This is a genomic window from Pseudomonas sp. G166 (assembly GCF_037027455.2).
Classification (GTDB): domain Bacteria; phylum Pseudomonadota; class Gammaproteobacteria; order Pseudomonadales; family Pseudomonadaceae; genus Aquipseudomonas.
Window position 1 is genome coordinate 6563970 of record NZ_CP146985.1, and the last position, 23457, is coordinate 6587426.

19 protein-coding genes are annotated in these 23457 nt (G+C 58.3%); 5 read left to right on the forward strand and 14 right to left on the reverse strand.

From position 1 onward, the window contains the following. Positions 1–17 precede the first annotated feature (17 nt). Positions 18–1418: a dihydrolipoyl dehydrogenase gene (lpdA, locus tag SGN16_RS29205; protein ID WP_335944985.1), complete on the forward strand. Its 1401-nt coding sequence runs from the start codon at positions 18–20 to the stop codon at positions 1416–1418. Between the two features lie 138 nt (positions 1419–1556). Here the strand turns inward: lpdA and SGN16_RS29210 are convergent, their stop codons facing one another. From SGN16_RS29210 to SGN16_RS29225, 4 genes are all read right to left on the reverse strand, one after another. Then, entirely contained in the window at positions 1557–3707 is a 2151-nt protein-coding gene (locus SGN16_RS29210) for a hypothetical protein (RefSeq protein ID WP_335944986.1), read from the reverse strand. Continuing rightward, a complete protein-coding gene (locus SGN16_RS29215) occupies positions 3694–4887 on the reverse strand; it encodes a DUF3142 domain-containing protein (RefSeq protein ID WP_335944987.1) in 1194 nt (397 codons plus the stop codon). Before SGN16_RS29215 ends, SGN16_RS29210 begins: the two co-directional genes overlap by 14 nt. A 196-nt stretch (positions 4888–5083) precedes the next feature. Then, the gene (locus SGN16_RS29220) at positions 5084–5710 is read right to left on the reverse strand and encodes a glutathione S-transferase (protein WP_335944988.1); all 627 of its coding nucleotides are present in this window, start codon (positions 5708–5710) and stop codon (positions 5084–5086) included. Positions 5711–5834: 124 nt separating this feature from the next. Continuing rightward, positions 5835–6737, reverse strand: a complete 903-nt coding sequence (locus SGN16_RS29225) for a LysR family transcriptional regulator (protein ID WP_210642125.1) — start codon at positions 6735–6737, stop codon at positions 5835–5837. 331 nt (positions 6738–7068) lie between these two features. Between SGN16_RS29225 and SGN16_RS29230 the strand changes: the two genes are divergently transcribed. Beyond that, on the forward strand, positions 7069–9282 hold the full coding sequence (locus SGN16_RS29230; protein WP_335944989.1) for an LTA synthase family protein: 2214 nt from the start codon (positions 7069–7071) through the stop codon (positions 9280–9282). Positions 9283–9329: 47 nt separating this feature from the next. Here the strand turns inward: SGN16_RS29230 and nudK are convergent, their stop codons facing one another. Next, entirely contained in the window at positions 9330–9926 is a 597-nt protein-coding gene (gene nudK, locus SGN16_RS29235) for a GDP-mannose pyrophosphatase NudK (RefSeq protein WP_210642127.1), read from the reverse strand. A 191-nt stretch (positions 9927–10117) separates the two neighbouring features. Here nudK and SGN16_RS29240 point away from each other — a divergent pair, with 191 nt between their 5' ends. Continuing rightward, positions 10118–12007 carry a methyl-accepting chemotaxis protein gene (locus SGN16_RS29240; protein ID WP_335944990.1) on the forward strand — a complete coding sequence of 630 codons (1890 nt, stop codon included), beginning with the start codon at positions 10118–10120 and terminating at the stop codon, positions 12005–12007. A gap of 7 nt (positions 12008–12014) precedes the next feature. Here the strand turns inward: SGN16_RS29240 and nadE are convergent, their stop codons facing one another. The 3 genes from nadE to SGN16_RS29255 are packed head-to-tail and all read right to left on the reverse strand — an operon-like array spanning position 12015 to position 14739. Beyond that, positions 12015–12851, reverse strand: a complete 837-nt coding sequence (nadE, locus tag SGN16_RS29245) for an ammonia-dependent NAD(+) synthetase (protein ID WP_335944991.1) — start codon at positions 12849–12851, stop codon at positions 12015–12017. A gap of 1 nt (position 12852) precedes the next feature. Beyond that, positions 12853–14082 (reverse strand): nicotinate phosphoribosyltransferase, encoded by a 1230-nt coding sequence (gene pncB, locus SGN16_RS29250; protein WP_210642130.1) that lies wholly within the window; start codon positions 14080–14082, stop codon positions 12853–12855. Between the two features lie 9 nt (positions 14083–14091). After that, on the reverse strand, positions 14092–14739 hold the full coding sequence (locus SGN16_RS29255) for an isochorismatase family protein (RefSeq protein WP_210642131.1): 648 nt from the start codon (positions 14737–14739) through the stop codon (positions 14092–14094). 181 nt (positions 14740–14920) lie between these two features. Between SGN16_RS29255 and SGN16_RS29260 the strand changes: the two genes are divergently transcribed. Both SGN16_RS29260 and SGN16_RS29265 read left to right on the forward strand, forming a co-directional pair. Further along, positions 14921–15466: an adenylyltransferase/cytidyltransferase family protein gene (locus SGN16_RS29260; protein ID WP_335944992.1), complete on the forward strand. Its 546-nt coding sequence runs from the start codon at positions 14921–14923 to the stop codon at positions 15464–15466. 1 nt (position 15467) lies between these two features. Beyond that, complete coding sequence (locus tag SGN16_RS29265) at positions 15468–16175, forward strand: NUDIX hydrolase (RefSeq protein WP_210642133.1); 708 nt, start codon at positions 15468–15470, stop codon at positions 16173–16175. Between the two features lie 244 nt (positions 16176–16419). Here the strand turns inward: SGN16_RS29265 and SGN16_RS29270 are convergent, their stop codons facing one another. The 6 genes from SGN16_RS29270 to SGN16_RS29295 all read right to left on the reverse strand — a co-directional run bounded on the left by SGN16_RS29270 (position 16420) and on the right by SGN16_RS29295 (position 23448). After that, positions 16420–17418, reverse strand: coding sequence for a DUF4917 family protein (locus SGN16_RS29270; protein WP_335944993.1), 999 nt, complete (start codon positions 17416–17418; stop codon positions 16420–16422). 372 nt (positions 17419–17790) lie between these two features. After that, on the reverse strand, positions 17791–18474 hold the full coding sequence (locus SGN16_RS29275) for a helix-turn-helix transcriptional regulator (RefSeq protein ID WP_335944994.1): 684 nt from the start codon (positions 18472–18474) through the stop codon (positions 17791–17793). Between the two features lie 215 nt (positions 18475–18689). Beyond that, a complete protein-coding gene (locus SGN16_RS29280; RefSeq protein WP_335944995.1) occupies positions 18690–20624 on the reverse strand; it encodes a hypothetical protein in 1935 nt (644 codons plus the stop codon). Positions 20625–20738: 114 nt separating this feature from the next. After that, the gene (locus SGN16_RS29285) at positions 20739–21656 is read right to left on the reverse strand and encodes an SIR2 family protein (protein WP_335944996.1); all 918 of its coding nucleotides are present in this window, start codon (positions 21654–21656) and stop codon (positions 20739–20741) included. 82 nt (positions 21657–21738) lie between these two features. Further along, complete coding sequence (locus SGN16_RS29290) at positions 21739–22995, reverse strand: hypothetical protein (protein WP_335944997.1); 1257 nt, start codon at positions 22993–22995, stop codon at positions 21739–21741. A 24-nt stretch (positions 22996–23019) separates the two neighbouring features. Beyond that, entirely contained in the window at positions 23020–23448 is a 429-nt protein-coding gene (locus tag SGN16_RS29295) for a hypothetical protein (protein WP_335944998.1), read from the reverse strand. Positions 23449–23457 lie beyond the last annotated feature (9 nt).

Genomic DNA, 23457 nt, shown 5'->3' on the forward strand with positions numbered 1-23457 from the left:
CAAGCGGGAGAACAGCAATGAGCAACTACGACGTGATCATTCTGGGTGGTGGGCCCGGTGGATATAACGCGGCGATTCGCGCCGGGCAGTTGGGGCTGAAGGCCGCCTGTGTCGAAGGTCGTGCAACCCTGGGCGGCACTTGCCTGAACGTTGGCTGCATGCCCTCCAAAGCGTTGCTTCATGCCTCGGAATTGTACGAAGCGGCCATGGGGGCCGAGTTCGCCAACCTCGGCATCGACGTCAAACCCAGCCTCAACCTTGCGCAAATGATGAAACAGAAAGACGAAAGCGTAGCGGGCCTGACCAAGGGCATCGAGTTTCTCTTTCGCAAGAACAAGGTCGACTGGATCAAAGGTTGGGGCCACATCGACGGGCCGGGGAAAGTGACCGTCACCGGCGAGGACGGCGGCAAGACCGAACTGAGCGCCAAGGACATCGTTATTGCCACCGGCTCCGAGCCCACCCCGCTGCCGGGTGTCGAGATTGATAACCGGCGCATCCTCGACTCCACCGGCGCATTATCCCTGAGTGAAGTGCCCCGGCATCTGGTGGTAATTGGCGCAGGCGTCATCGGCCTGGAGCTGGGTTCGGTCTGGCGGCGCCTGGGCGCCGAAGTGACGGTGGTGGAGTACCTTGATCGCATCTGCCCGGGCGTGGATGCTGAGGCCGGCAAAACCCTGCAGCGAGCCCTGGGCAAACAGGGCATCCAATTCAAGCTGAGTTCAAAAGTCACGGGGGCCGTTTCGTCGGCCAGCGGTGTGCAATTGCAGGTTGAACCTGCGGCAGGCGGCGAAGCGCAGACCCTGGACGCCGATTATGTGCTGGTCGCCATTGGCCGGCGGCCCTATACCCAAGGGCTGGGTCTGGAGAACGTCGGGCTGAGTACCGACAAACGCGGCCTGCTCGCCAACCAAGGTCATCGCACCGAAGCGCCCGGCGTTTGGGTGATCGGCGATGTGACGTCCGGGCCGATGCTGGCCCACAAAGCCGAAGACGAAGCCATGGCCTGCATCGAACAGATCGCCGGCAAGGCCGCCGAGGTCAACTATGCGCTGATCCCCAGCGTCATCTACACCCGTCCGGAACTGGCCAGCGTCGGCAAGACCGAAGAACAGCTCAAGGCTGAAGGCCGCGCCTATAAGGTTGGGAAATTTCCGTTCACGGCCAACAGTCGGGCGAAGATCAATCACGAGACCGAGGGTTTCGCCAAAGTCCTGGCCGATGAGCGCACCGACGAAATCCTCGGCGTGCACCTGGTCGGCCCCAGCGTCAGCGAAATGATCGGTGAATACTGCGTGGCCATGGAGTTCAGCGCCTCGGCCGAGGACATCGCCCTCACCTGCCATCCACACCCCACTCGCTCGGAGGCGTTGCGCCAGGCAGCGATGAATGTGGAGGGGATGGCGACGCAGATGTAGAGAGTGCTCTCTATTGGCTAATCACACCTGACCCTGTGGGAGCGAGCTTGCTCGCGAAGACGGCAGCACATCCGACATCGATGCAAGCTGATCCTGCGCCATCGCGAGCAAGCTCGCTCCCACAGTTACATCTTCAGCCTAGTTGGCAGCCACCCGTGCCTTGCGTTGGCGCCGGCTGATCACCCCCAACACCACCGCGACCACCAGCACCAAACCGCCCACTTGCAGCCAGCCCTTATAAGGTCGCAGCATCGAGCGAATGGGCTCCAGGGCCTGGGTGACGTAACGTTTGTTGGCGTTGTGGAATTCCGGTTCCTGGCATTGATGGCCGAAATCCCCGGCCCACTCCACGTAGGGGCCGTCCTTCACGTACCGCTGATACAACGCGCTTTGCTCTTCCAGGCTGGAGTTGTAACCGACCGCTTTGCACAGCACGGCCGCAAACGCCTGGCTGGTATGGGGCAGGTTATCGGCCGCCTGGCTGGCCAGCGCCGTGGCGACAAACCGATAGTGGTAACGCACGTCCGGTTGCGCGGCGCTGGCCTGCTGGCGTTGCACCTCGCCTTCGGCCACCAGGGGGCCGACCTTCAACTCAACGGGCTCGAAGCTATAGCTGCCTCCCAGGCTGGCGTAATCCGGCGCCATCTCGTAGCCGAGCAACTCCATACCCCATTTACGCGCCATCCAGGATGCATTGAAATATGCCTCGGCCCGCCGGGTTGGCCACCATTTGGATTCGGCATCCTGGCGCAATTGCCCATAAGCCCGGGCTTTGTTCTGCAGGTCAACGTTATCGAAATACGCCGGCGCCTCATCGTAGCGCCCTTCCCTGAGCAAGCGACGACCCAGCAAATTGCGCAGGCTCGCGGCCACCGGCAGGGGCACGTAGTTGTCGCGATCCTGTTGGCTCAACGCCGGTGGCGCAGGGACTTGCGCGTCGACGTATTGCTTCAGCTCATCCACCGTCAGCACCCGCTCGGCAACCAAGGCAGCGTCGTACCAATAGTTGGCCTGACCGCGATAAAGCTGATCGAAGGCTTGCAGGTAGTCACCCCGTTGCAGGGCCAGGATCGCGCTTTCGCCTTCGACCCGGCATTTGGGCTGTACCGACTCGAAATCCCAATCCGGTGTGCGTCGACTGCCCCAGGACTCCTCTTTGGGAAACGCCTGGGCCGCTTTGGCGTAAGCCGCCGCCGCAGCGACTTTGTCACCGTCGCGCAGTGCCAGTTTGGCCCGCACCCACCAGGTCAACCCCGTGTCAGGGGCCTTTCCCACCAAGGCCTTGGCACTGGTGTAATCGCCATGCTGGTAGCTCACAGCCGCTAAACGGTCGGCATCGTCCAGGTTGCCCTGGGTGTTGGCCTGCAGCAGCTCGAAGAGTCTTTTCTCACCCGACGGTTCCTCACCGTCCCACCAGCCGACGCGGCTGAGTAAATAGGCGGTCGCCAATCGTTGCACCGCCGAGGTTTTGAGCAGTTGGCTCAAGCGCTCATCCGGCTGGACGCTCAGGTCGCCCGCCAACTGCAGCAACGAGCTGTAACCGACCTGGGAGCCTAGCAGGGACTGGGTCGCATACAGTTTGATGGCACTGTCCCAATCGTCAGCGGTGTAGGCCACCCGGGCTTCTTCGCCGAGGCTGGCAACCCCCAGTTCCAGCGGATCGCTGAAGCCGGCAACACTCAGCTCGCGGGCCTGGCGGAACGCTTCCCGAGCCTGCTGCAGCAACGCTGCGGGTTCACCGCTACCGGCTTCGGTGCTCAGGGCAAACAAGGCCCGGCCCAGGGAATACGCGGCCCAGGTGCTGCGCAGCGGACGTTGATCAGCCGGCAATGCCAGCAACTGTTGGAACGCTTCGGCGGCTCGCTGATGTTCACCGGCGTTGAAAGCCGCCGCGCCAATCGCGTACAGCTGAAGTTCGGCAGGCAGGTTTGCCGCTTCGCTAGCGACCTGCTCGATATCGGTCAGCGCCCGCAAACGCTCCACCACCGCTTGCTGCGGTGGGGTCAGGCCGATCTGTTCGGCCTTGCTGCGTTGTTCGACGTAAGAAGCCATATCGTCATAGCTGTAATCCGGGTTGCGCGTCGCCTCAGTAGCCGGCTTGAGCCCGGCAATCGCCTGGCCGAGACGGCTGACCTCGAAGCGAAAGCTGCCTTCGGGCAACTCGGCCAGTGATTGCGCGCGGTTATCCAGCAGGCGCATCGGGAATTCCGGCCCGCAGGCCAGCGCCTGCCCCAGCGGCAGGCTGAGACTTAGACAGAGCAGACGACGAGGCCACTTACGGGTAAACATTGAAACCTCCTTGGTCAATTTTCGTACAACGCGCCCAGCCAACTGCTCGCTGGGAACCAGCGGCCAGGCGGCCTTCCTGAATGCGGGTGAAGGTAAGCAGTCCGGGAGTTTGTTGCAACGTGTAACCAGCCAAGGCATCGACGCCGTCACACGCGCCGACAGCCAGCGTCAGGCGCTGGGGCCAGGGGCTGTCGAGATTGCCCTGATTCACCAGCCGGATATCGTACAAACCGTCCTGCTCCCCCAGCTGCAAAGCCAGCCGACTGTCCAGGCGATCGCCCCGGGCGACAGCGCCGAGAGTGGTCAGGCTCCAGGCGCGCCGGTCACCCGCCAACGGCAGACGGAACCAGATCAGCCCGGCCAGATGTTTCGGCGGTTCAGCGCGAAGGTCCGCCGCAAGCCCAGCCACTTGTTGTGGATCGGCCAACAGCTCCCGACGCTCGCCGCCTCGATCGATCGGCACTTCGCTTTCCACCACCGGCACGCCGCTCTCCTGGGTCAGCAATGCCACGCCATAGGCCGGCAAGGCCAGGTAGAACGGTCGCGTGGTGACGCCGCTCCAGCGTTCAGCCCAGCGCCGGGCCTGTTTCGGATCGAACAGCCCCTGGCGCGGATCGCTCACCGCGTGAACCTGTAGCACGCTACTGTCTACCGTCGCCAACAGGCCCGGCAACGCGGGGCTGTCGAGCCAGGCCGGCAGCGCCGTGATGCTCAATCCCAGGGTGGCCGGCAAGGCCTGCCGCAGCCGGGTCAGAAAGGCCCCGTAAGCCGGCAAGCGCGCGTTACCGGCATCATGGTCGATCTCCACCCCTACCGGGACCAAACCCTGGGCTTGCCAGTCACTCAACAGCTGTTGGATCTGCGCGATCACATCGTCCTGGTCCAGGGATTTGAGCTGACCGTCCAAGCGAATCACTGCAATCAAAGGTCGGCCATCGCCCTGGAGCATGGCCGGATCGATCCGCGCGCGGCTCCAGCCAGCCCCGGGAAAAGCCTGCAGCGCCAACACCCGCAGGCTGGAGAAGTCGCCATGGCTCTGACGCAACGCCGGTTCGTGGGCCGGCGTCCATTGGCGTTGCCAGATATAGAGTTGTTGATCGAGGGGCGGGGCCGGGGGTTGTTCACAACCACTCAGAAGCAACGCAATGAGGGCCAGCGATAGCCGGCAACGAAAAGTCATGAAACCTCACCACCCCGTAAAAGCTTCGCAGATTAACGCTTTGCACATGACTGTGGGAGCGAGCTTGCTCGCGATAGCGGTGTATCAGGCAACACAACTGCTGCTGATCCAAAGCCATCGCGAGCAAGCCCGCTCCCACAGGGTTGAGAACTTCAGGTTATTCGTCGATGGTCATCAAGACCTCAACGTCATCTTCTCAGGCGGACTTTTGCAGGCCGACAGCCGTACGCGGCATCCCCACGAACCCTGGCAAGGCTTCGATTCGTGCCAGCCAGGCCCGTACATGAACGTAGTCCTCCAGCGACACATTGCCCTCCGGTGCATGGGCGATGTAGCTGTAGCCGGCGACGTCGGCAATGGTCGGAACGTCGCCTGTCAGATAAGCACTGTTGCTCAATTCCTGATCGATGATTTTCAACAGATTGTGGGACCGGGCAATCACGTCTTCGGCGTTGTAAGGTGCGCCGAACACAGTAATCAGTCGCGCCGTGGCCGGCCCCGAATGAATCGGCCCGGCCGCCACCGACAACCAGCGCTGCACCCGGGCGGCACCGATCGGGTCGGTGGGCAGCCAGCGACCCTTGCCATATTTTTGCGCCAGGTACACCAGGATGGCGTTGGAGTCGGCCAGCACCACGCCGTCATCGTCAATCACCGGTACTTGGCCAAATGCATTGAGGGCAAGGAAATCCGCCTGCTTGTGGGCACCTTTGGCCAGATCGACGAAAACTTCCTCGACGGGTAGCTCAAGCAACGACAGCATCAATTGAACACGATGGGAATGGCCAGAAAGCGGAAAGTGGTAGTGCTTGATAGGGTTCATGATCGGCTCCACTGAAATGACGCCATCTGCAGGACAGCGTCGATGGCGTGATCTTCCTCGCAAGCTTGAGACTACAGAATCCCCGAGGAACGCAATCCATTATTTCAACCAGTGAAACAATGCGTCAGCCGCTCAAGGCCGGATGTCCGCGCAATGCGCTGACGGCAAAATCGACAAAACTGCGCACCCGTGCGGGTGCATTGCGCCCGCCCTGATACACCACATGGATCGGCAAGGGTGGCAGTTCAAAGTCTGCCAGGACGATTTCCAGTTCACCGGCTGCAATATTGCTCGCGACTTGATAAGACAGGATCCGTGTCATCCCCAAGCCCTGGCACGCGGCGGTGATCGCGGCCTGGTTGGCGGTCACCACTAACCGAGGCACAGGTCGGACGGCCAACGGTTGGCCGGCCTCGACGAAGGTCCAGCTTTTGATCTGACCGATGGCCGATGACGCCACTACCGGCATTCGTTCCAGGTCCTGCGGATGTCGGGGCCGCCCATGGCGCACGAAGAAATCAGGGGAGCCGCACACCACTCGCCGCACTTCACCGACACGCACGGCGTGCAGGTTGCTGTCCGGCAACTCGCCGATGCGCACGGCAACGTCGATGCCCTCCTCGATCATGCTGACAGTGCGATCCAACAACAAGGCATTGATGCTGACCTCGGGGTACTGATGCAGGTAATCAACCAGCGCCGGCGTGACGAACAACTGGCCAAACAGCACTGGCGCGGTAATCGTCAGCTGACCACGAGGCTGGACGTGACTGCCGGCTGCCGAATCCTCGGCTTCCTGCAACTCGCCGAGGATCCGCCGACAGTCCTCTAGAAAGCGCTGGCCTGCTTCGCTCAGGTACACGTTGCGCGTGGTGCGAATCAGCAACGGCGTACCGATCCGTTGCTCCAACCCCGCCACGGCTCGCGTGACGCTGGCCGCCGACAGGCCCAGGCGCCGCGCCGCCGCCGAAAAACCCGAATCCTGGGCCACGGCGACAAAAACCTGCATTTCCTGAAACCTGTCCATCCGTCCCCCGATGAGAAATCCTGATACAAGTTTTCTACACGGCTCAAAGCCGCGCTACACGGCCATTGTAGAGACCTGGGCCAGTGAACCACAGCGCCGCGCCGCCGGACACCGGGACATTGACCCGGCCGTTGGCGGCTGCGCTTGGTACCATCCATTTTTGTGACAGTTTAATGACTGTAAGACCCGCCCCTCTGTGGGAGCGAGCCTACTCGCGATAGCGGTGGCTCCGCCGATAGGATTTGTGCTGATCCGACGCTATCGCGAGCAAGCTCGCTCCCACAGAGGTTGCGAGTTGTTTAATGGATTGGCTTCAACTGGAAGACCTGCTGTGAAAGTTTTCTCCCGCTATTTAACCCATCCCCTCGCTTCCCTTATCACCCTGGTCGGCTGCGTATTGCTGGTCCCAATGGGCCTACGCCTGGCGTTGGGCTGGTCCGACCCACTGGGCTATCTGTCGGACCTGGGCATCGGTGGGTTACTGATCGCGTTGCTTTACCGTCGCCCCTGGTGGCTGGCTCTGCCGGTATTACTGGCCTGGAGTGCTTTGAGCCTGGCCAGCATCGAGCTGGTCAGCGCGGTCGGGCGGATGCCCAACCCCTCGGACGTGCATTACCTGATTGACCCGCAGTTCGTTGAAAACTCCACCAGCGGCGGCTTCGCCCACCCCTGGCTGGCTGCGACTCAATTGGCCGCGCTGGGGTTTTGGCTGCTTGCCCAAGCCGCCAGCCGTACGCGACGAGCGCCACGTTTGCCTCGCCACGCCTGGGCATTGCCCGTGGTGCTCTTGCTGAGCCACGGCACGCTGCAATCCTGGCGTCCCAGTGAGGCGGACCAATGGAATGTGTTCAACCTGCCCCACCAACTCATCACGGCGGGTATCGCCGCCGGGCAGGACCAAGCCCGGCAATGGTTCGACGGCGATGCAATGGAGCCTGCCCCGCCGATGGAGGGGCTGACCCGCCTGGATCTCGATGGAAATAAACTGCTGGCCGGACCGGGCCGTGCGCGCAACGTCCTGGTCATCGCCCTGGAGGGCATTCCCGGGGCTTACGTGGGCGCCAACCGCCAGGCCTTGAACAGCCGCTATCAAGAGAACCTGACGCCGCACCTCAGCGCATGGGCCGAGCGTGGCATGAACACCCCCGATTACGTCCTGCACAGTCACCAAACCATCCGCGGCCTGTACGCGATGCTGTGTGGCGACTACGACAAACTCAACGATGGCACGCCCAAGGGCGTCGAAATGCTCAACCAGACCCAGCGCAACCAGGCCTGCCTGCCGGCCCAGCTGCGTCAGAACGGCTTTTCCACCCATTTCCTCCAAGGCGCAGGCCTGCGGTTCATGGCCAAGGACCGGATCATGCCGCACATCGGCTTCGACACGACCCTGGGCATGGACTGGTTCACCCGACCCGCCTACCTGGAATTTCCCTGGGGCAAGGACGACAAGACCTTCTTCGAGGGCGCGCTGGACTACGTCGGGCAACTGCAACAGGCTCAAAAGCCCTGGATGCTCACCCTGCTGACCGTGGGCACCCACCAACCGTACTCCGCGCCGGATGACTACCTGCAACGCTACGACACCGCCAAGCAAGCCGCCGTGGGTTACCTGGACGATGCGCTGGAGAGCTTCCTGGCGGGCCTGGAACGCCAGGGCATTCTGGAAAACACTCTGGTGGTCATCACCTCGGACGAGTCCCATGGCATCGACGATGTGCGCCTGGCGTCGTCCTGGGGGTTCAATTTGACGCTGGCGCCGGAGCCATTACCGAGGATCAAGTCAGGGACCTACGGCCATGTCGACCTGACCGCATCGATCCTCGACTACTTCGGTTTCGCGGTGCCCCCGTCATTGTCCGGCCGCTCGCTGTTCCGGGACTACTCGACGGGCCGGGAAATCATGTCGTTCACCAATGGCAAGCTGCGCTATCACGACGGCAAAGGTACGTTCACCGAGTGCGATTTCCTGCAGAACTGCCGCTATTACTCCAGCCCAGGCTTCATCGCCGACCAAGCCAGCTACGGCGGGCAATACAGCGGCCAGCGAGCCAGGCTGATCAACGCCCGGGCCACGGCCCTGGACCAGACCCTGCTACGCACGCCCCTGAACCAGCATTACCAGTTTGGCAGCGCCGATAAAATCCCACTGCCAGCCCAGGTCACCAATGACTGGACCGATAACCTGATCGGCGCTCAATACCTGGAAATGCCCAAGGGCTCACAGACCCGCGTCAGCCTGACCATCCGCGCCGTGGAGGCAGACCATGCCGCCTATATTTCCCTCAAGGCCAAGGAGTTCGAGCGGGATGTGCCGATGGACCTGCCCACAGACGTGGCGGTAACACCCGGGCAGCCGCTGGTGATGAACATCCGTTTCGATAACCCGCAACCGCGCAAGGCGTTTTCCTTCCATTTGCTCGGTCATGGGGTGGGCGCCGTCGAGATCAGTGATTTCAGCGTCGTGACCGAACTGCCGGACCAGACCGACCAACCGGAATACCTGGACGACATGCAGGACGACCGTGAGGCGCAGTCCAGTTGAACAAAACGATTCGGCCCGGATGAGGACCACCAACAGGACGCCTGGGGCTAATCCAGCAACCGATGCAGCTTGGCGTACTGCAACAGCATGATCGTCTTGCCGTCGCAAATCTCCCCGCTTTCGATCATGCCCAAGGCCTGGTCGAGGGGCATCTCCAGCACCTCGATCTCCTCGCCCTCGGCTTCCAGCCCGCCGCCTTCGTGCTGCTTATCCTCGTCAAAGTATTCACCAACGAAAAAATGCACCCGCTCAGTCACCGAGCCCGGGCTCATGAAGGCGTCGAACACCTTGCGCACGTCCTGGATGATATAGCCGGTTTCCTCCTGGGTTTCCTTGCGGATACAGGTATGCGGGTCGTCGTTGTCCAGCAGGCCGGCGCAGGTTTCGATCAGCAAGTCATCGTGCCCGTTGACGAAGGCCGGGAAGCGGAACTGCCGGGTCAACACCACGGTCTGCTTGGCCTTGCTGTACAGCAAGATGGTGGCGCCGTTGCCACGGTCATAGGTCTCGCGCGTCAGCTCGCGCCATTGGCCGTTGCGGCCGAGGTAGTCATAGGTGGTCTTGCGCAGCACGTACCAGTTGTCTGAGAGGACTTCGACGTTCTTGATGCGTACGCGATCCTTGATGCTGGTTGCCTGTGTCATTCGCCCGCTCCATTCGGGGCCAGAGGCCCACTTCAAAACCCTATTCACGCTTCTTTGATACTCACAAAAAAAATCACGATGGCCCATCGTCTTTTCTAGTTCGACAAAACCTGTGCGCTCATTAAATCTTCGACCAGCCCTGAGCCTGCGGGGATTCCATAAATAAAAAAGAGACCAGACGAGAATTCCTCATGGGCATCAATCTGAAATTCGGTCAAAAGATTCTTCTCGGTGCCTGCGTCATCGTGATGGCGGTATTCCTGTCTTTCTCGTTGTTCAACGACCATCGCCAGCAAGCAAGTACCCGCGAAGCACTGCACAGCAACTTGCAGACCACGGGCAAGTTGCTCGGCGCGAACCTCGACAGCTGGCTGGCCGGCCGAATCCTGTTGATCGAAGGTGCCGCCGAAACCGTCGCCGCCAATCCCACGCCAGATACCATCGGTGCCATTCTCTCCCAGGACATCATTACAAAGACCTTCATAGCCAGCTATGTCGGCCTTGAAGACAGTCGTTTCTTTATTCATCCCGAGCGGGTGATGCCGGATGGGTATGACGTTCGCCAGCGTGCCTGGTACAAAGATGCGGTTCGCACCCTTAAACCCGTACTGACCGAACCCTACATCGGTGCTGGCATCGATTATCTGATCATGACCCAAGCGGCTCCGATCAAGATCAATGGCAAAGCCGCTGGTGTACTGGGTGCGAGTCTGAGCCTGGAACAACTCGCGAAAATCATCAATGCCGTGGACCTCAACGGCATAGGTTATGCCTTCCTGATCAGCGACGATGGCAAGATCCTGGTGCACCCGGACAACACACTGGTGACCAAGACTCTCACGCAAGCGTTCCCCGAAGGCCCGCCGAGCATCAACAGCGCCTTGAGTGAAGTGCAGGAAAACGGCCGAACGCGGATCGTCACGTTTACGCCGATCAATGGCCTACCTTCGCTGCACTGGTCCATCGGACTTTCAGTGGATAAAGACGAAGCCTACGCCGCACTCCACGAGTTTCGCACTTCGGCGCTGGTCGCCACATTGATCGCCATGCTGGTCACGGTCGGTTTGCTCGGCCTGTTGATCAACGCCCTGATGCGACCATTACGCAGCATGGGCTCGGCCATGCAATCCATCGCCGATGGCGAAGGCGACCTGACCCAGCGCCTGCACAGCTTGTCCCGGGACGAGTTCGGCATGATGGCCGGAGGATTCAACCGCTTCGTCGAACGTATCCAGCAGTCGATCCGAGAAGTCCTGGCGTCCAGTATCCAGCTCACCCAATTGGCGGCACAGGTCAGCCAGGCGTCGCATTCATCCCTGAAGAGCTCCGACACGCAAGCAGCCCTGACCCATAACGTCGCCACGGCTATCAATGAGCTTGGGGCCGCAGCCCAGGAAATCGCCCGCAGCGCCGCTCATGCATCAAGCCGCGCCTCTGATACCAGGGATCAGACCCAGGAAGGTCAATCTGTGGTGCAGCGCAATATCAACGCCATGTCGCAGCTCTCCTCGCAAGTGGTCAATACTCGCCAGGACATCGAAAGCCTGAACGAAAAAACGCTGAAGATCGGACGTATTCTCGACGTCATCAAAGGCATCTCCGACCAGACCAACTTGCTGGCCCTCAACGCTGCCATCGAGGCCGCCCGCGCCGGGGATGCCGGACGCGGTTTTGCGGTGGTCTCGGACGAAGTACGTACGCTCGCCCATCGCACCCAACAATCAGCTCAGGAAATCCACAGCATGATCGAGGAGCTGCAGGCAGGTGCCGGCAACGCCGTGAGCGCCATGCTCGAAAGCCAGCGTCACAGCGACGACAACGTCAATACCGCCAAGCTCGCGGGCGAGCGACTCAATCGCGTGCTGCTGGGTATCGGCGAGATCGACGAGATCAACTTGTCCGTGGCCACCGCCACCGAAGAGCAAACCTCAGTGGTGGACAATCTGGATCGCGACATCAGTCACATCAACAGCCTGAATCAGGAAATGGTCGGCAATCTGCAATCCACCTTGCAGGCCTGCACTGAACTGGAAAACCAGTCACGCCGCCTGCAACAAATGGTCAACACCTTCAAAATCTGAACGTCATTCAGAAGCGGGTTGGCGGGACCCGCGGCAATGCTCGTTTGTGGGCCGTTTTGATATAGGCGCGTTCGATGATCTGTCGCGCCTGAGGCGATACCTTTTCGCCCATCAGATACGCATCGATCTGCGCGTAACTGCATCCATACGCCACTTCATCCAACTTACCAGGTGCCAAGTCTTCCAAATCAGCGGTTGGAGACTTGTGCACCAGGTACGCAGGCGCGCCCATCGCCTCGGCCAACAACCGCACCTGGGTCTTCGTCAGCCCGGACAGCGGCGCCAGATCGCACGCGCCGTCGCCGAATTTGGTGAAGAAGCCCATCACCGCCTCTGCGCTATGATCAGTGCCGACCACCAACCCATTGCTTAAATTGGCAATGGCGTATTGCGCCAGCATCCGTGCTCGGGCCTTGGCATTGCCCTTGGCGAAGTCGGTGAGTTCGGCCGAAGGCTGCAAGCCGTCGATTGCGATATTGGTCATCAACCCGTCAACACAAGCGGCGATGTTGCTGGTGGTGATCAAGTCCGGCCGGATGAAGTCCAGAGCAGCCTGGGCGTCTTGCTCATCGGCCTGGGTCTTGTACGGCAAGCGGACTGCGATAAAACGCGCCGCGTAGTCTTGATTGCGCAGTTGTTCCACCGCCAACTGGCACAGCAGGCCGGCAGTGAGAGAATCGACGCCACCACTGATACCGAGTACCAGGGACTGGCAGCCCGACTCGCGCAAAATCTGCTTTATAAACTCAACGCGGCGGGCAATTTCAGTCTCTTCGCCGCCCTGTGTGAGTTGGCGGTCGACGCCCAGTTCCCGGGCAATGCTCTCTTGCACAAGCGCAGTCATATCAGGCTCCCAGCTGTGGATTGACAAGGGCGACGTTGAAAACTTGGGCGGCGTAGCGCAGAAATGAGGCATCTTCACAGACGTTCTTGATCGGGTCGTCGGAGAACTTAACCACCGGCTCACCGTGGACCCGAACCAACTTCATGACGATGCTCAGCGGTTCGACACCGTCAACATCACAGGCCAGGCTGGTGCCCATGCCAAAACCGAATTTGGCCTTGCCACGAACGTGGCGCAGGATCGGCAGGCATTTTTCGAAATTGAGGCCATCGGAGAACATCAGGTCCTTGGTGCGCGGATCGACGCCCAGTTCCTTGTAACGCCCCAGCACCTTATCCGCCCAGACGATAGGGTCACCGGAATCCTGGCGCAGGCCGTCATAGAGCTTGGCGAAGTACAGATCGAAATCCTTGAGGAAGAAGTCGGTGCTGATGCAGTCCGTAAGGGCGATACCGAGCCGGCCTCGATACTCGTGCACCCAGTTTTCCAGCGCGGCATTCTGGCTCTCGCGTAACCGCCCCAGTTGCTGATGCACCATCAGCCATTGGTGGGCCATGGTGCCAATCAGTGGCAGATTGAACTCGTAAGCCAAGTGCGCGTTGCTGGTGCCGACAAAGACGCCAGGAAAATCGCTGCGCATGACATTTACTACTTCACGCTGGGCTCTGAATGACAGCCGCCGCCGGGTGGAGAAGTCGGAAACACGAAACTCGGCGAGTTCCTCACGACTGGCATTTTTTTCCAGCCATTCGAACTTTTGGTACAGCTTGCGGGTGACGTCGGCCAACTCGACTTCGGGATACTTCTCGCGGTTGCGCAGTTCGCTGACCATTGCCAACACCGGTTGCTCGAACATGATGCAATGCAACATCGGACCACGGACGCGGATGTGCAGTTGGCCGTCGACTTGCGCAACGTGTATGTAGCGCAGATTGAAGCGAAACAGACCGAGAAACTGTTCGAAGTCCGGGGTCAGGTATTCACGGAAACGCTTGTTGAACAGAAACCGCTGCTCCCCTTCGCGCAGCTGCAACCCGGCAAGCTTTTCCAGTTCGACACGAATGTCCGGGATCAGGTGACCGAGCCGCTCTTTGGAACGCACGATGAACTGGTATTCCACCTCTACATTCGGGTGCTGGTGCAAGACCGCCTGCATCATGGTGAAGGTGTAGTAGTCGGTATCCAGAAGACTCTGGATGACGCCGTTGCTTGAATCGTATGCACTGTCCATGCTTCGTCCTTATGCGCTTGCCAAGCGGATAGTTTCTTCGCGAGTCGCGGCAACCGAGACCCCCACCTGTTGCAGCTCTTGAATGGCTTGAAGAGCGCCCTCCTCACTGATGGCCCGGCAAGCCGGGAGGTGAATGATCACCTTGAAGCCGGCGGCGGCCAGTTGCAGAGCGGTGGTTTTGACGCAGAAATCCAGCGCCAACCCGCCAACAATCACCTGCTGCACACCCAGGCCGTTCAGGTACTCGATCACCCCGGTGGAAAGCTTGCCGTGCAGGTCGTGGTAGCAGGCGCCGTAGGGGTGCAAATCCGGCTCGACACCCTTCCAGACGAAATAATCGTAATCGTAGGGGGTCGGCAGTTGATCCAGCAGGGCAAAACCTTCGGTGCCGGGGACACAGTGGCTGACCCAAGTGATATCGGCGTGCTCGAGCCCGGTCGGCGAGAACATCTGTGAGTGATCGGCAACCACCCAGGGGGCCAGGGGCGTATGGGCGTCCTTGCTACCGATGCGAACGCTGGCCAGGGATGCGATGAAATTCAGCTCACCGCCAATCTGGTCGCCGCCCGGCACCGGAAGCTCATCAGGGCATAGCGGTGTAAAGCTCTTTTGTGCATCGACATCGAAGGAAGCCGTTTTCCGGGTCAGGCTGTTCATGCTGGGGTTCTCCTCTTCATGGCCACGAGAGTACATAAGGTGTACTTTCATAACAAGCCATTCGTAGAAAAGATTTTCAACGTCTTGCCTATACCCAATCGTACTCACATGACAAAAGCAGATTTTCATCAAAAAGATTTTACTGTTAAAGTACATGTTATGTACTAACAGAGGATGAGCCATGTTCGAGATTGCCCTTTATGGCGGCGCCTTCAATCCCCCTCATGCCGGTCACGCCCAGGTGATGATCGAGGCCTCACGCCAGGCCAGACGCTTGCTGGTGGTCCCAAGCTTGCGGCATCCATACGGCAAGCGAATGGTCGACTATGAAGTTCGCTTGAACTGGCTGGAATCGATCGTCGAGAACGTTCAGCCGCTGTGCTGCGCCGAAGTGCGTGCGAGCCGGGTGGAGCAGGTGGTGGCCCGCGGCGTTGAAGGCGCAATCTACAGCTACATCCTGCTTGCTCACCTCGCCGACAGCCTGGCCCTGGATGGCAAGCGAATCGCGTTGGTGGTGGGTCAGGATGTCGCGGATCTGCTACCAACCTTCTATCGCGGCCAAGAATTGCTGGAGCGTTTTTCCATCCTTTGCGTGGAGGAAAAAATCCATGTGCGTAGCACGGTGGTTCGCGAACGACTGGCTTTGGGCAAGCCGCTTCCCACCGGCTGGATGGCACCCGGGATGGACCCGTTAAACTATGACCTTTACGCTACCTACGGAAACTGACATGCCGACTAGCACAGCCCCCACGCAGGATTATTTGCACACTATCGACCTCTGTGTGCTGCGCTTCTGCCGGGAGACCCAGGCGCTTGAAATCCTCCTGAATCGACGGGAAGCCGAGCCGTTCGCCGGTCATTGGGCGCTGCCCGGGATTGTGGTCAATGGTGGCGTCGAAGATCTCACGCTGAACGACGCCGTGGAGCGCCTGCGTAATTCAAACAAGGTAGGCATGCCGCTGGCCTGGATCGAACAAGTCGGCACCGTCGGCGATGCGTTCCGCGATCCGCGCTGCTGGTCGTCCTCGACGTTCTATCTGGCGATTGTCAGCGATGCGGTCCAGCTCGCCGAACACCAGGGATTTTTCCCACTCAAGGACGTCGCTGACGCCTCGATCAAACTCCCTTTCGATCACAACAGCCTGGTGGCGGCTGTCCAGGAGCGGTTGTTGTCCAAGGCCCTCTACAGCAGCCTGCCACTGATGTTCCTGGGCCCGGAGTTCAGTGCGCCGGAAGCGGTGAGCATTTTCTCCGTGGTGCTCGACCGCCCGGTGCTCAAGACCAGCATGCGCCAGCGGTTGCTGAAGATGACCGAGGCCGGTTACTTGCAGGAAACCGGCCGCAAGAAAAGCGGCGACGGCGGCCGCCCGCAACGCACGGTGGAAAATCTCAAGCCAGCCCGAGTTTACCTTTTCGATCGTTGTTTTCTGGAGTGATACTCGGCAAACAGACGCAGGCCCTGGCTGTGCGAGCCCAGGGTGAATTTTGAGAATTAAAACTGTCGCAGCAGGGGCACACAATCTGCGGCCTGCAGCCCCGGCTTGAGGAAACGCAAAACTGTCGCAACTATCCGAATTGACAGTTCAGACGATTCCCCCCGGAGAATTAAAACTGTCGCCGCCAGCATCGACGCGGCCTGGAGGCAATCGGTGCAGCATACTCCCACCTAGTCGATCAGTCCTATTCCGCTGGATGAATCCAGCATCCTGGGCTTTCACTGTCAAAGAATTCTACCTCTACAGGACCGAGGTCATCCTGGATAACCTGGTAAGCCATGTTGCAGTATGGCTGGTCCCCTCGGAAAACCGAGACGGCTACGCGCTGAATGCCAGTTCCCCGCATACGCTTAAGCAAGTGCCTGTCATGCTCCCCTAGCCCCCACCCGAACAGCGTCAGTGTCAGCCGCGTCGAAGTGAGCACTTCCCGATAAACGGTCGACAGGTAGTAGCTGTTCTGAATCGATGCGATCTTCTGCTTCATGGTCCCTTCGCTGACGAAAAGCGGCACAAAGCGCTCACCGCGCCACTCATCGAGAATGGCCTCCAGCAGACTTCCCCCCGCAGAGTGGATTTTGAACTCCTGCTCCACGTTGTTGCGACAAAGCGCAAGGCTTCCGTGTGGGTAGAAGACCAGGGTGTTGACCTTCTCTCGGAAAAGCTTTCGAAAGCGTCCCCAGTCATCATCAAACTCACCATTGATGAAACAGTCCTTGAACAGGTGCCCGTCTTGAACTCCCAATCCGTACATTACCGTCCAGTAGACCAGCAAGTCGTAGTTCAGCGACAGAACGGTATCGAAACCCTTTAAATACTCGTACATCAGGGGAAGATGTTCAGTGATCTGATGGTGTTCAGGATGAACGTTACGCACCGCCTGAATAAGGCAATCTCGGACACGCACGTATGCTTGATGCGTGCGCTCATCCGCAATCGCCAACGATTTGTTGACGTTGGACGCTTGCCAGACCAGGCGCAAAACCAGCTCAAAATCCGTGGTTTCGAAGAATTCGAACAAGCGCCCCACGTCCCCCTCAAGTAGCCCCTTATGCTGTGCGTGGTCCAGCAAAGAGCCATAACCAAAGCTTCGCGACACAGCGATGCTTGCGCCGTTACCAAGCAAAATGGTGCCACGTTGATACTTCTGAGCAATTTCTGCCCACTGCACTACTGGATATGGCATAGCGTGCCCTTTCAGGATATAGGTGCCGGATCATATCCACGTCAGACCAAGTAAGTCACCGACGGAACAGGCCTTCGACCGCTGCGCGCATCGCTTCATGGCATCCGCCGAGCTTTCTTGGGTTCGCTTCATGCTCACTGCTTTAAACCAGCAATGGTGATGACGGGCTATGAGTTCGGTGCCTTTCGGATTGGCTGATTTGATTAAATTGCAGCTTGTCGCGGCAACTAGAATGCGGTCAGAAACAGTCAGTCCCTAACAACTGTTTTCGATCCGAAGCAATCGGTAAGGACCGGCAGAGGTCGGCCAAACGCAGCCCACAGGTTACATTTGGCGCACGGACTTCCGACGTGTAAATCACTGTGGGCCCTATCAAAGCAGAGAGGCCGTCCCGGTACCTGGCGACGGGGTCAATTGTGTGCCTCGAAAATCTTGGTCAAGGGCGAATCGGAACGTACCAGCGACCATAATCTTGTTGTCGAAACTGGTCTGCGGGCCATTCAGCACTGGAATTGGCGATCTAGGCAAACGATTCGCTATTGCACTACGGCACCCTGGCGAGGACCAGTATTCTTGGGCAAGACGGAGCAGGCTATCCTCATCGCTGTCAAGCTCAGATGCCAAAACGGCCCAGCCGCAATTTACAAGCAAAGCCTCGTATCGCTCTGCAGTGGCGAGAACAGTAGACGGCCAGACTTGGAAGCTTTTGCAAACCCTCACAAACGTGTCGAATGGCAACGGGCTTTTGCCTGATTCAACTTTCGTCCAGGCGCTTGGTGTTTTCCCAATCCAGTCAGCTACCTGCGCTTGATGGATGCCTTTCTCGGTTCGTAGCTCCCGAAGGAGGATCGTGCAGATGCTGGTAATAGTGGTTACTTTATCAATTTCGGCTGTCACGGACTCGGCTCCAGGCGGTTTATCAACACCCAGATGATACCTCGCAAGATTCCATTTGAGAACACCAATATTCCCAGCAGGAACACGCAACTTCCCCTTGCGATCATCAATGGGTTGGGTACCGTCCCAAATCCTGCAGTGCATAAAGCCGGTCGGCACCCACACTCTCTCTTCGCAGATTCGGTGAGGAAGGTTATGTGTAGCCATTGATCGAGGCCAAGCAGAGGCAGATACGCCTCCAATCAGCAAAGCCCAGGACAGGCAATAGATTGCGAGGGATTAGGCTCAGCCAGTGAGATCTCGGAAACAGCGTCAATTCGGGGGTAAGCGACGGACGCCCTTGATCGCCCGCCCTTAGCCCAATTTCGGAGCGATCAGGTTTGAATGGCGATCGTTCCGTCTGCATTGACCAGCAAGACTGCCATCCTCCAATCGCCCAAGTGCACTCCATGCTTAGGCGGGTTTACCACGAGAATGCTGTTCCCAAGAGTGATCCGGCCGCGCAGATGTCCCGCAGGAAAATGACCTGGCTCGCTGTAATTACGCACGATGACGTCGTAACGCTTTGCATTGAATTTGTAGATGTTGATCGACTCGATACCTGGTCCTTCTCGCACGTCTTCTAGTAGTTGCGCAAAGAACGGTGCCCCGAGCCCTCCTCGATTTTTGAAGTCAACCATGACTTGCTCGTTGGTGGTTTCGAAATCCAAGGCAAGTGCCAGATCTATGTCTTTAAGGGTCTCGTCCCACTCCACTTCTAACAACACCAGTGGGTGCGCTAACTCTCCTGCCGGTATGACAACACTTGCAGCATTAGCGCGCGGTTGCGCACGCTGGACTGGGGCCGATGACAGAGTCGCGGGTGCCGAAAACAGAGTTGTTCGCAAGAATGCTTGTAGTCCATCTGAAGCGTTCGGCATCACATCGCCAATGAACCGTGTGCGGTTGCGAACCTCTGGCTCTGCGGCATCGAGCAATGCGGATTCGGTCACCGGGCCATGGTTAACTACCAATACGGTTGCAAAACAACAACTGCGCGCATAGTCATTAGCTGCATTTGAGAAGTTAGAAATGCTTGGCTGCAGGTAATGCTTGCACTCAACCACCAAGCGGGTGGCATCGTTCGTTGTAGCCGTCCCGCCTTCACGAAGCACCCTGAAATCCGGCTGGATGGAACGCTTGCGTTTACGGCTAGTTCCCACCAGTTCACTGCGTACCTCACAGTGAATGGAGAAACGTTCGCCATGCGTCACGTAACTGGCCAACGAACTGCCCCCAAAGGCGAACGACAGCACCCCATCGCGAGGATGGAATTCAAGTTGGTTCGCATGCTGCTTCGCGACGTTCAGCAGGCGTGTCCCAACCCAGACCGAATAGAGTTCATGGCGTCGTTTCCAGGTGGGCAGGTTTAACAGGTCGAGTAACTCCTGGTAACTCTCATCGATCCACTGTTGCTTGACCGGTATCAATTCCACCGCCCGCATAAGGGTTTCGAAAGTACGGTCTGGGTTTAGGCCCCGTGTACTAAGACCGTCCTTGATGAAGTTGATGCTTTCGACGATTGAAACGTCCCAGAAATCGGTTGCATCCAGAATCCTCTCGAATTCTTCCTGTTGCTCCGCAGTCCTGGGCTTACCTTCTGGTTGCTCATTTAGGCGACGAAAGTTTCCTGTCCGTGATAGCCCAACGAAGCGGCAGCGCTGCAGAAAATCTGCCACGGCAGCTTCCAACGCCAGCAAAGGCACATGAAATCGTGTAGGAGCGGATCTAGCATTGACCTGAGGGGCGCTTGGCAAGCTATCGTCCGGGCGACTTCCCCAATGGGAGCGGAAGTCGGACAGTAAGCTAGTGATTTGCCACCGCTGTTGCTGGGACAGCGGCACAAAGCGGCTGGCGCACACCCGACGCGTACGCTCCTCATACGATCGGAACTGCTCGAGAGTCAACCTCAGCGGACCTGCCACCGCATCAAAGTTGAATTCGAACTCAATGTTGCTCTCACCCAAAGTAGCCTCCGCCATGACGAGCGTTTCGAGAATCTCGTTCATCATGGCGGCAAAGCCTTTCTGCGATTCCAGTACGGCAATCAACAAGCGCTCCACCGTAATAGCCGGTGCAGGTGAAGCCTGGTCAGCCTTAAGCAAAGCTTTGATCGTTGGGTGCGCCCTGCCGGGATCTAACTGCTGGAGCACGGCCAGTTCCAGATCCGCATCCCGTCCCTGCCTTTGCTTAAGCCGAAGCTCTAGGCCGGCCTCTTTGATCAACCGCTCCCATAGCTGGCTGGGTGTCAATTTCTTTCTGCTTGGCATTGCTCATCCATGACATGTTGGAGAAAGTGCAAATGCTAAAGCCACATCACCGCGGGATGTCAATATGCCAGCTCTTTTCCGCCCGAGGACTTGGCTTTCTCCTCTTGCATCGCTCTATCTACATTCGACGCTTTTCACTGGCATCGATAACAGTTCTGGGAATGCCTTGATCCGGCCTTCAATCTCATCAGCGATGTGCAAGTAACACTCGGCATAGCTATCCGCAATCACAGGAATAACTTCAACGTTGAGCGACCTCATGAGCGAGGTAACAGGCGTATCGCTGCTGGGTGTTAGTCCTGCCTGGTAGTAGAAAACCTTGCCAGTCTGATTGGTACGTCTGCGCTTGTGGAGCAGCAACCACCAAAGATCTATCTCAGTGAAATTCATGCCCAACCCAACGATGTGCAGGTGGTCCCTGAGGAAATGGTCAACCCATGAGTAAACACTTCGATTGCGCTCAAACTCAATAACGCCATTTTTGACCGCGGATGAGAGCCGATAGTCGAGCGCTTTGATCTTCACGCCTTCAGTGACGTAATTGCGGATCTTTTGCAGACTGCCTGCGTACTGGTCGTAACCCAACACCATGGAGCTGGGTCTAGCTGAGTCACCATGAACATGCCAAACGTCCTTGGTGCCTGCCTGATAGCGGCGGAATAAACTGTAGCGAGATTCAGGATAAAGAAAGGCCGGGTTATAGAGCGGTCCTGCAAAGGTCTCTTCAATCGTAAAGTCGTAATTGGTGGTGAGGATGACTCGGAAAGGGTCGCAGATCCGTCGATGCGCCTCGATAGGGGTGATCTGTTCGAGCAGCTTGGCAAACGCCACTTTTACGGTGTGCTCGGTATTCCGGAAGACACCCGTGGACCGAGCGCAGAGCTCCTCGATGAACATCGAGAGCGGCTTAGAGCCTAGATGATGGACTAGCTCGTCAGCTTTAAACTGGGCGGCAAGCTCGCGTAAAAGCTGTGTCCAATCTTTCTGCAATGCAGCCCGGTTGACGCCGTTCCCTAGCAGCAGGCTATGCATGGAATACTCGCTCTTGGTGTTTACGCTGCCGATGACAGCGGTTGCCCATGGATGAGGTTGGTCATGGAGAGTGCTAACGCTTTCAGGGGACAAGTTTGTCTGCATGGATAAAAGCCGACGCATAGAACGTGTCATCGTATATGGGCGACATGACGAATCCCGCATCACGCGTCAACTTACAGTACAAGCGCAGCAACCGAAGGATGGTCTTGTTCATCATCGAATGACTTCGGTAGAGCGTGTCGGGATTGATTTTTAGACCGTACTCCGAAAGCCTCTCCTTCACGAATTCGGTGATGGTGTGCTGGTTATCACACGCATTGAAGATTGCCGGTACCTTCAACTCGGCGATCGCAACGGTCCCGGTGGTATTGGGGTACTTTTTCCGAGCAGCATGATCGTATTCTCCCCACAGTTGCAGCTCAACCATTCCCGCCCCCAGGATGCCCAGCCAACTTGCTAGTGTCCCGGTGTGCATACGCAATCGCACCTTGCGAATGCCCCAACGTTCGAAAAAATCCTGGACCTGCTCCATGCTCGACAAGTCCCGGATATTGATAAGCGGGATTCCCTGCAAGCTCGATTTGGTAACTGCCTCATTGAAATGTTTTTGTATATCCAGAAGGCGATCGACCGTCGTCTCCGTCAAATTGAACTCCCGCTTACCGAGAAATACGCAAATAGAGTTATCCTTACTTATCATCATGTTCAAGCCGTGCGTAATCATTTCGTAGTCGGCAAGCAAGGCAAGACGTGTTATGAACATCTCATCAAACTCACTACAAATCCGACCCGGACTATTTTTTGTCACCAGCAGCACCCCCGCAACGGTCAGCCAGCAATAGACGCCTACGGACGCTTCCTTGAACTCGCGGACAAAGCAGCGTTTGAGCAAATCACGCCGGACTAGCGCCGAGTAGCCAACGAACTCCCCCTTCAAGGTATCTGCGATTTCCAAAGCGTAGCCAGCATCAACCTTCGTGGAAATTCGTGTCATCGCAAGCATGAATGCCATCTGGACAGTATCGCGATGGCGATCGAGAGCTTCTATTGTCTCCCGTGACAAGTCTAGCGGAGGCAGCGAAACCGGGGCAGCCTGTCTCAACTCCTCAGTGGTGTTGGCCAGGCTCACCTCCAGGAAGAAGTACGCGAGATGCTTGATGATTTCGCACTCAGGACCCGAGTATCGATTCTCAGCCATCTGCGTGACCCGCTGAATGACCGTTTCAAGCTGTAGGCGCTCCTCGGCGTCCATGCCTCGGTAAACGACGAGCTCGTTAAAGAAAACCATGTCTAGAAAATCTAAGCCGGCTTTCTGTGCCTTGGTGATACGAGCCATTTACTCCTACCCTTTCCGCTCTGCCTATGCGGTTCCTGCCGCAACACCGATGCCTGCTGCAGCACCCGCTGCCGCCCCGGTTGTCGCCACTATCGTAGCACCCGCCGCCATGCCTCCCCCGCCTGCAGCGATAGCACCGCCACCCAAAGCAGCCAGTGAGGCGTTGGTCAGCGCTACCCCTGAAAGCGAGCTGATCGCAGTACCGGAAGCCGTTGCCCCCAACAGCCCCGTCGTACCAACAGCGGCGGCGATAGGGCCCGCAAAGGCCGCGGCGACACCACCGGTGGCAATGGTGCCGAGGCACACCAAGGCTGTTTTACCAGGGTTCTCAATCACCGTCTCGACTGCCAAACCGGCCAGGTCCCCCACCGTACCGACCGTCGCAACCGCCAGATCGCTTACCGTATCAACCGTACTGCCAACAAAATCAAAAACCGAATCGAAGAAAGACATATTGAGCTC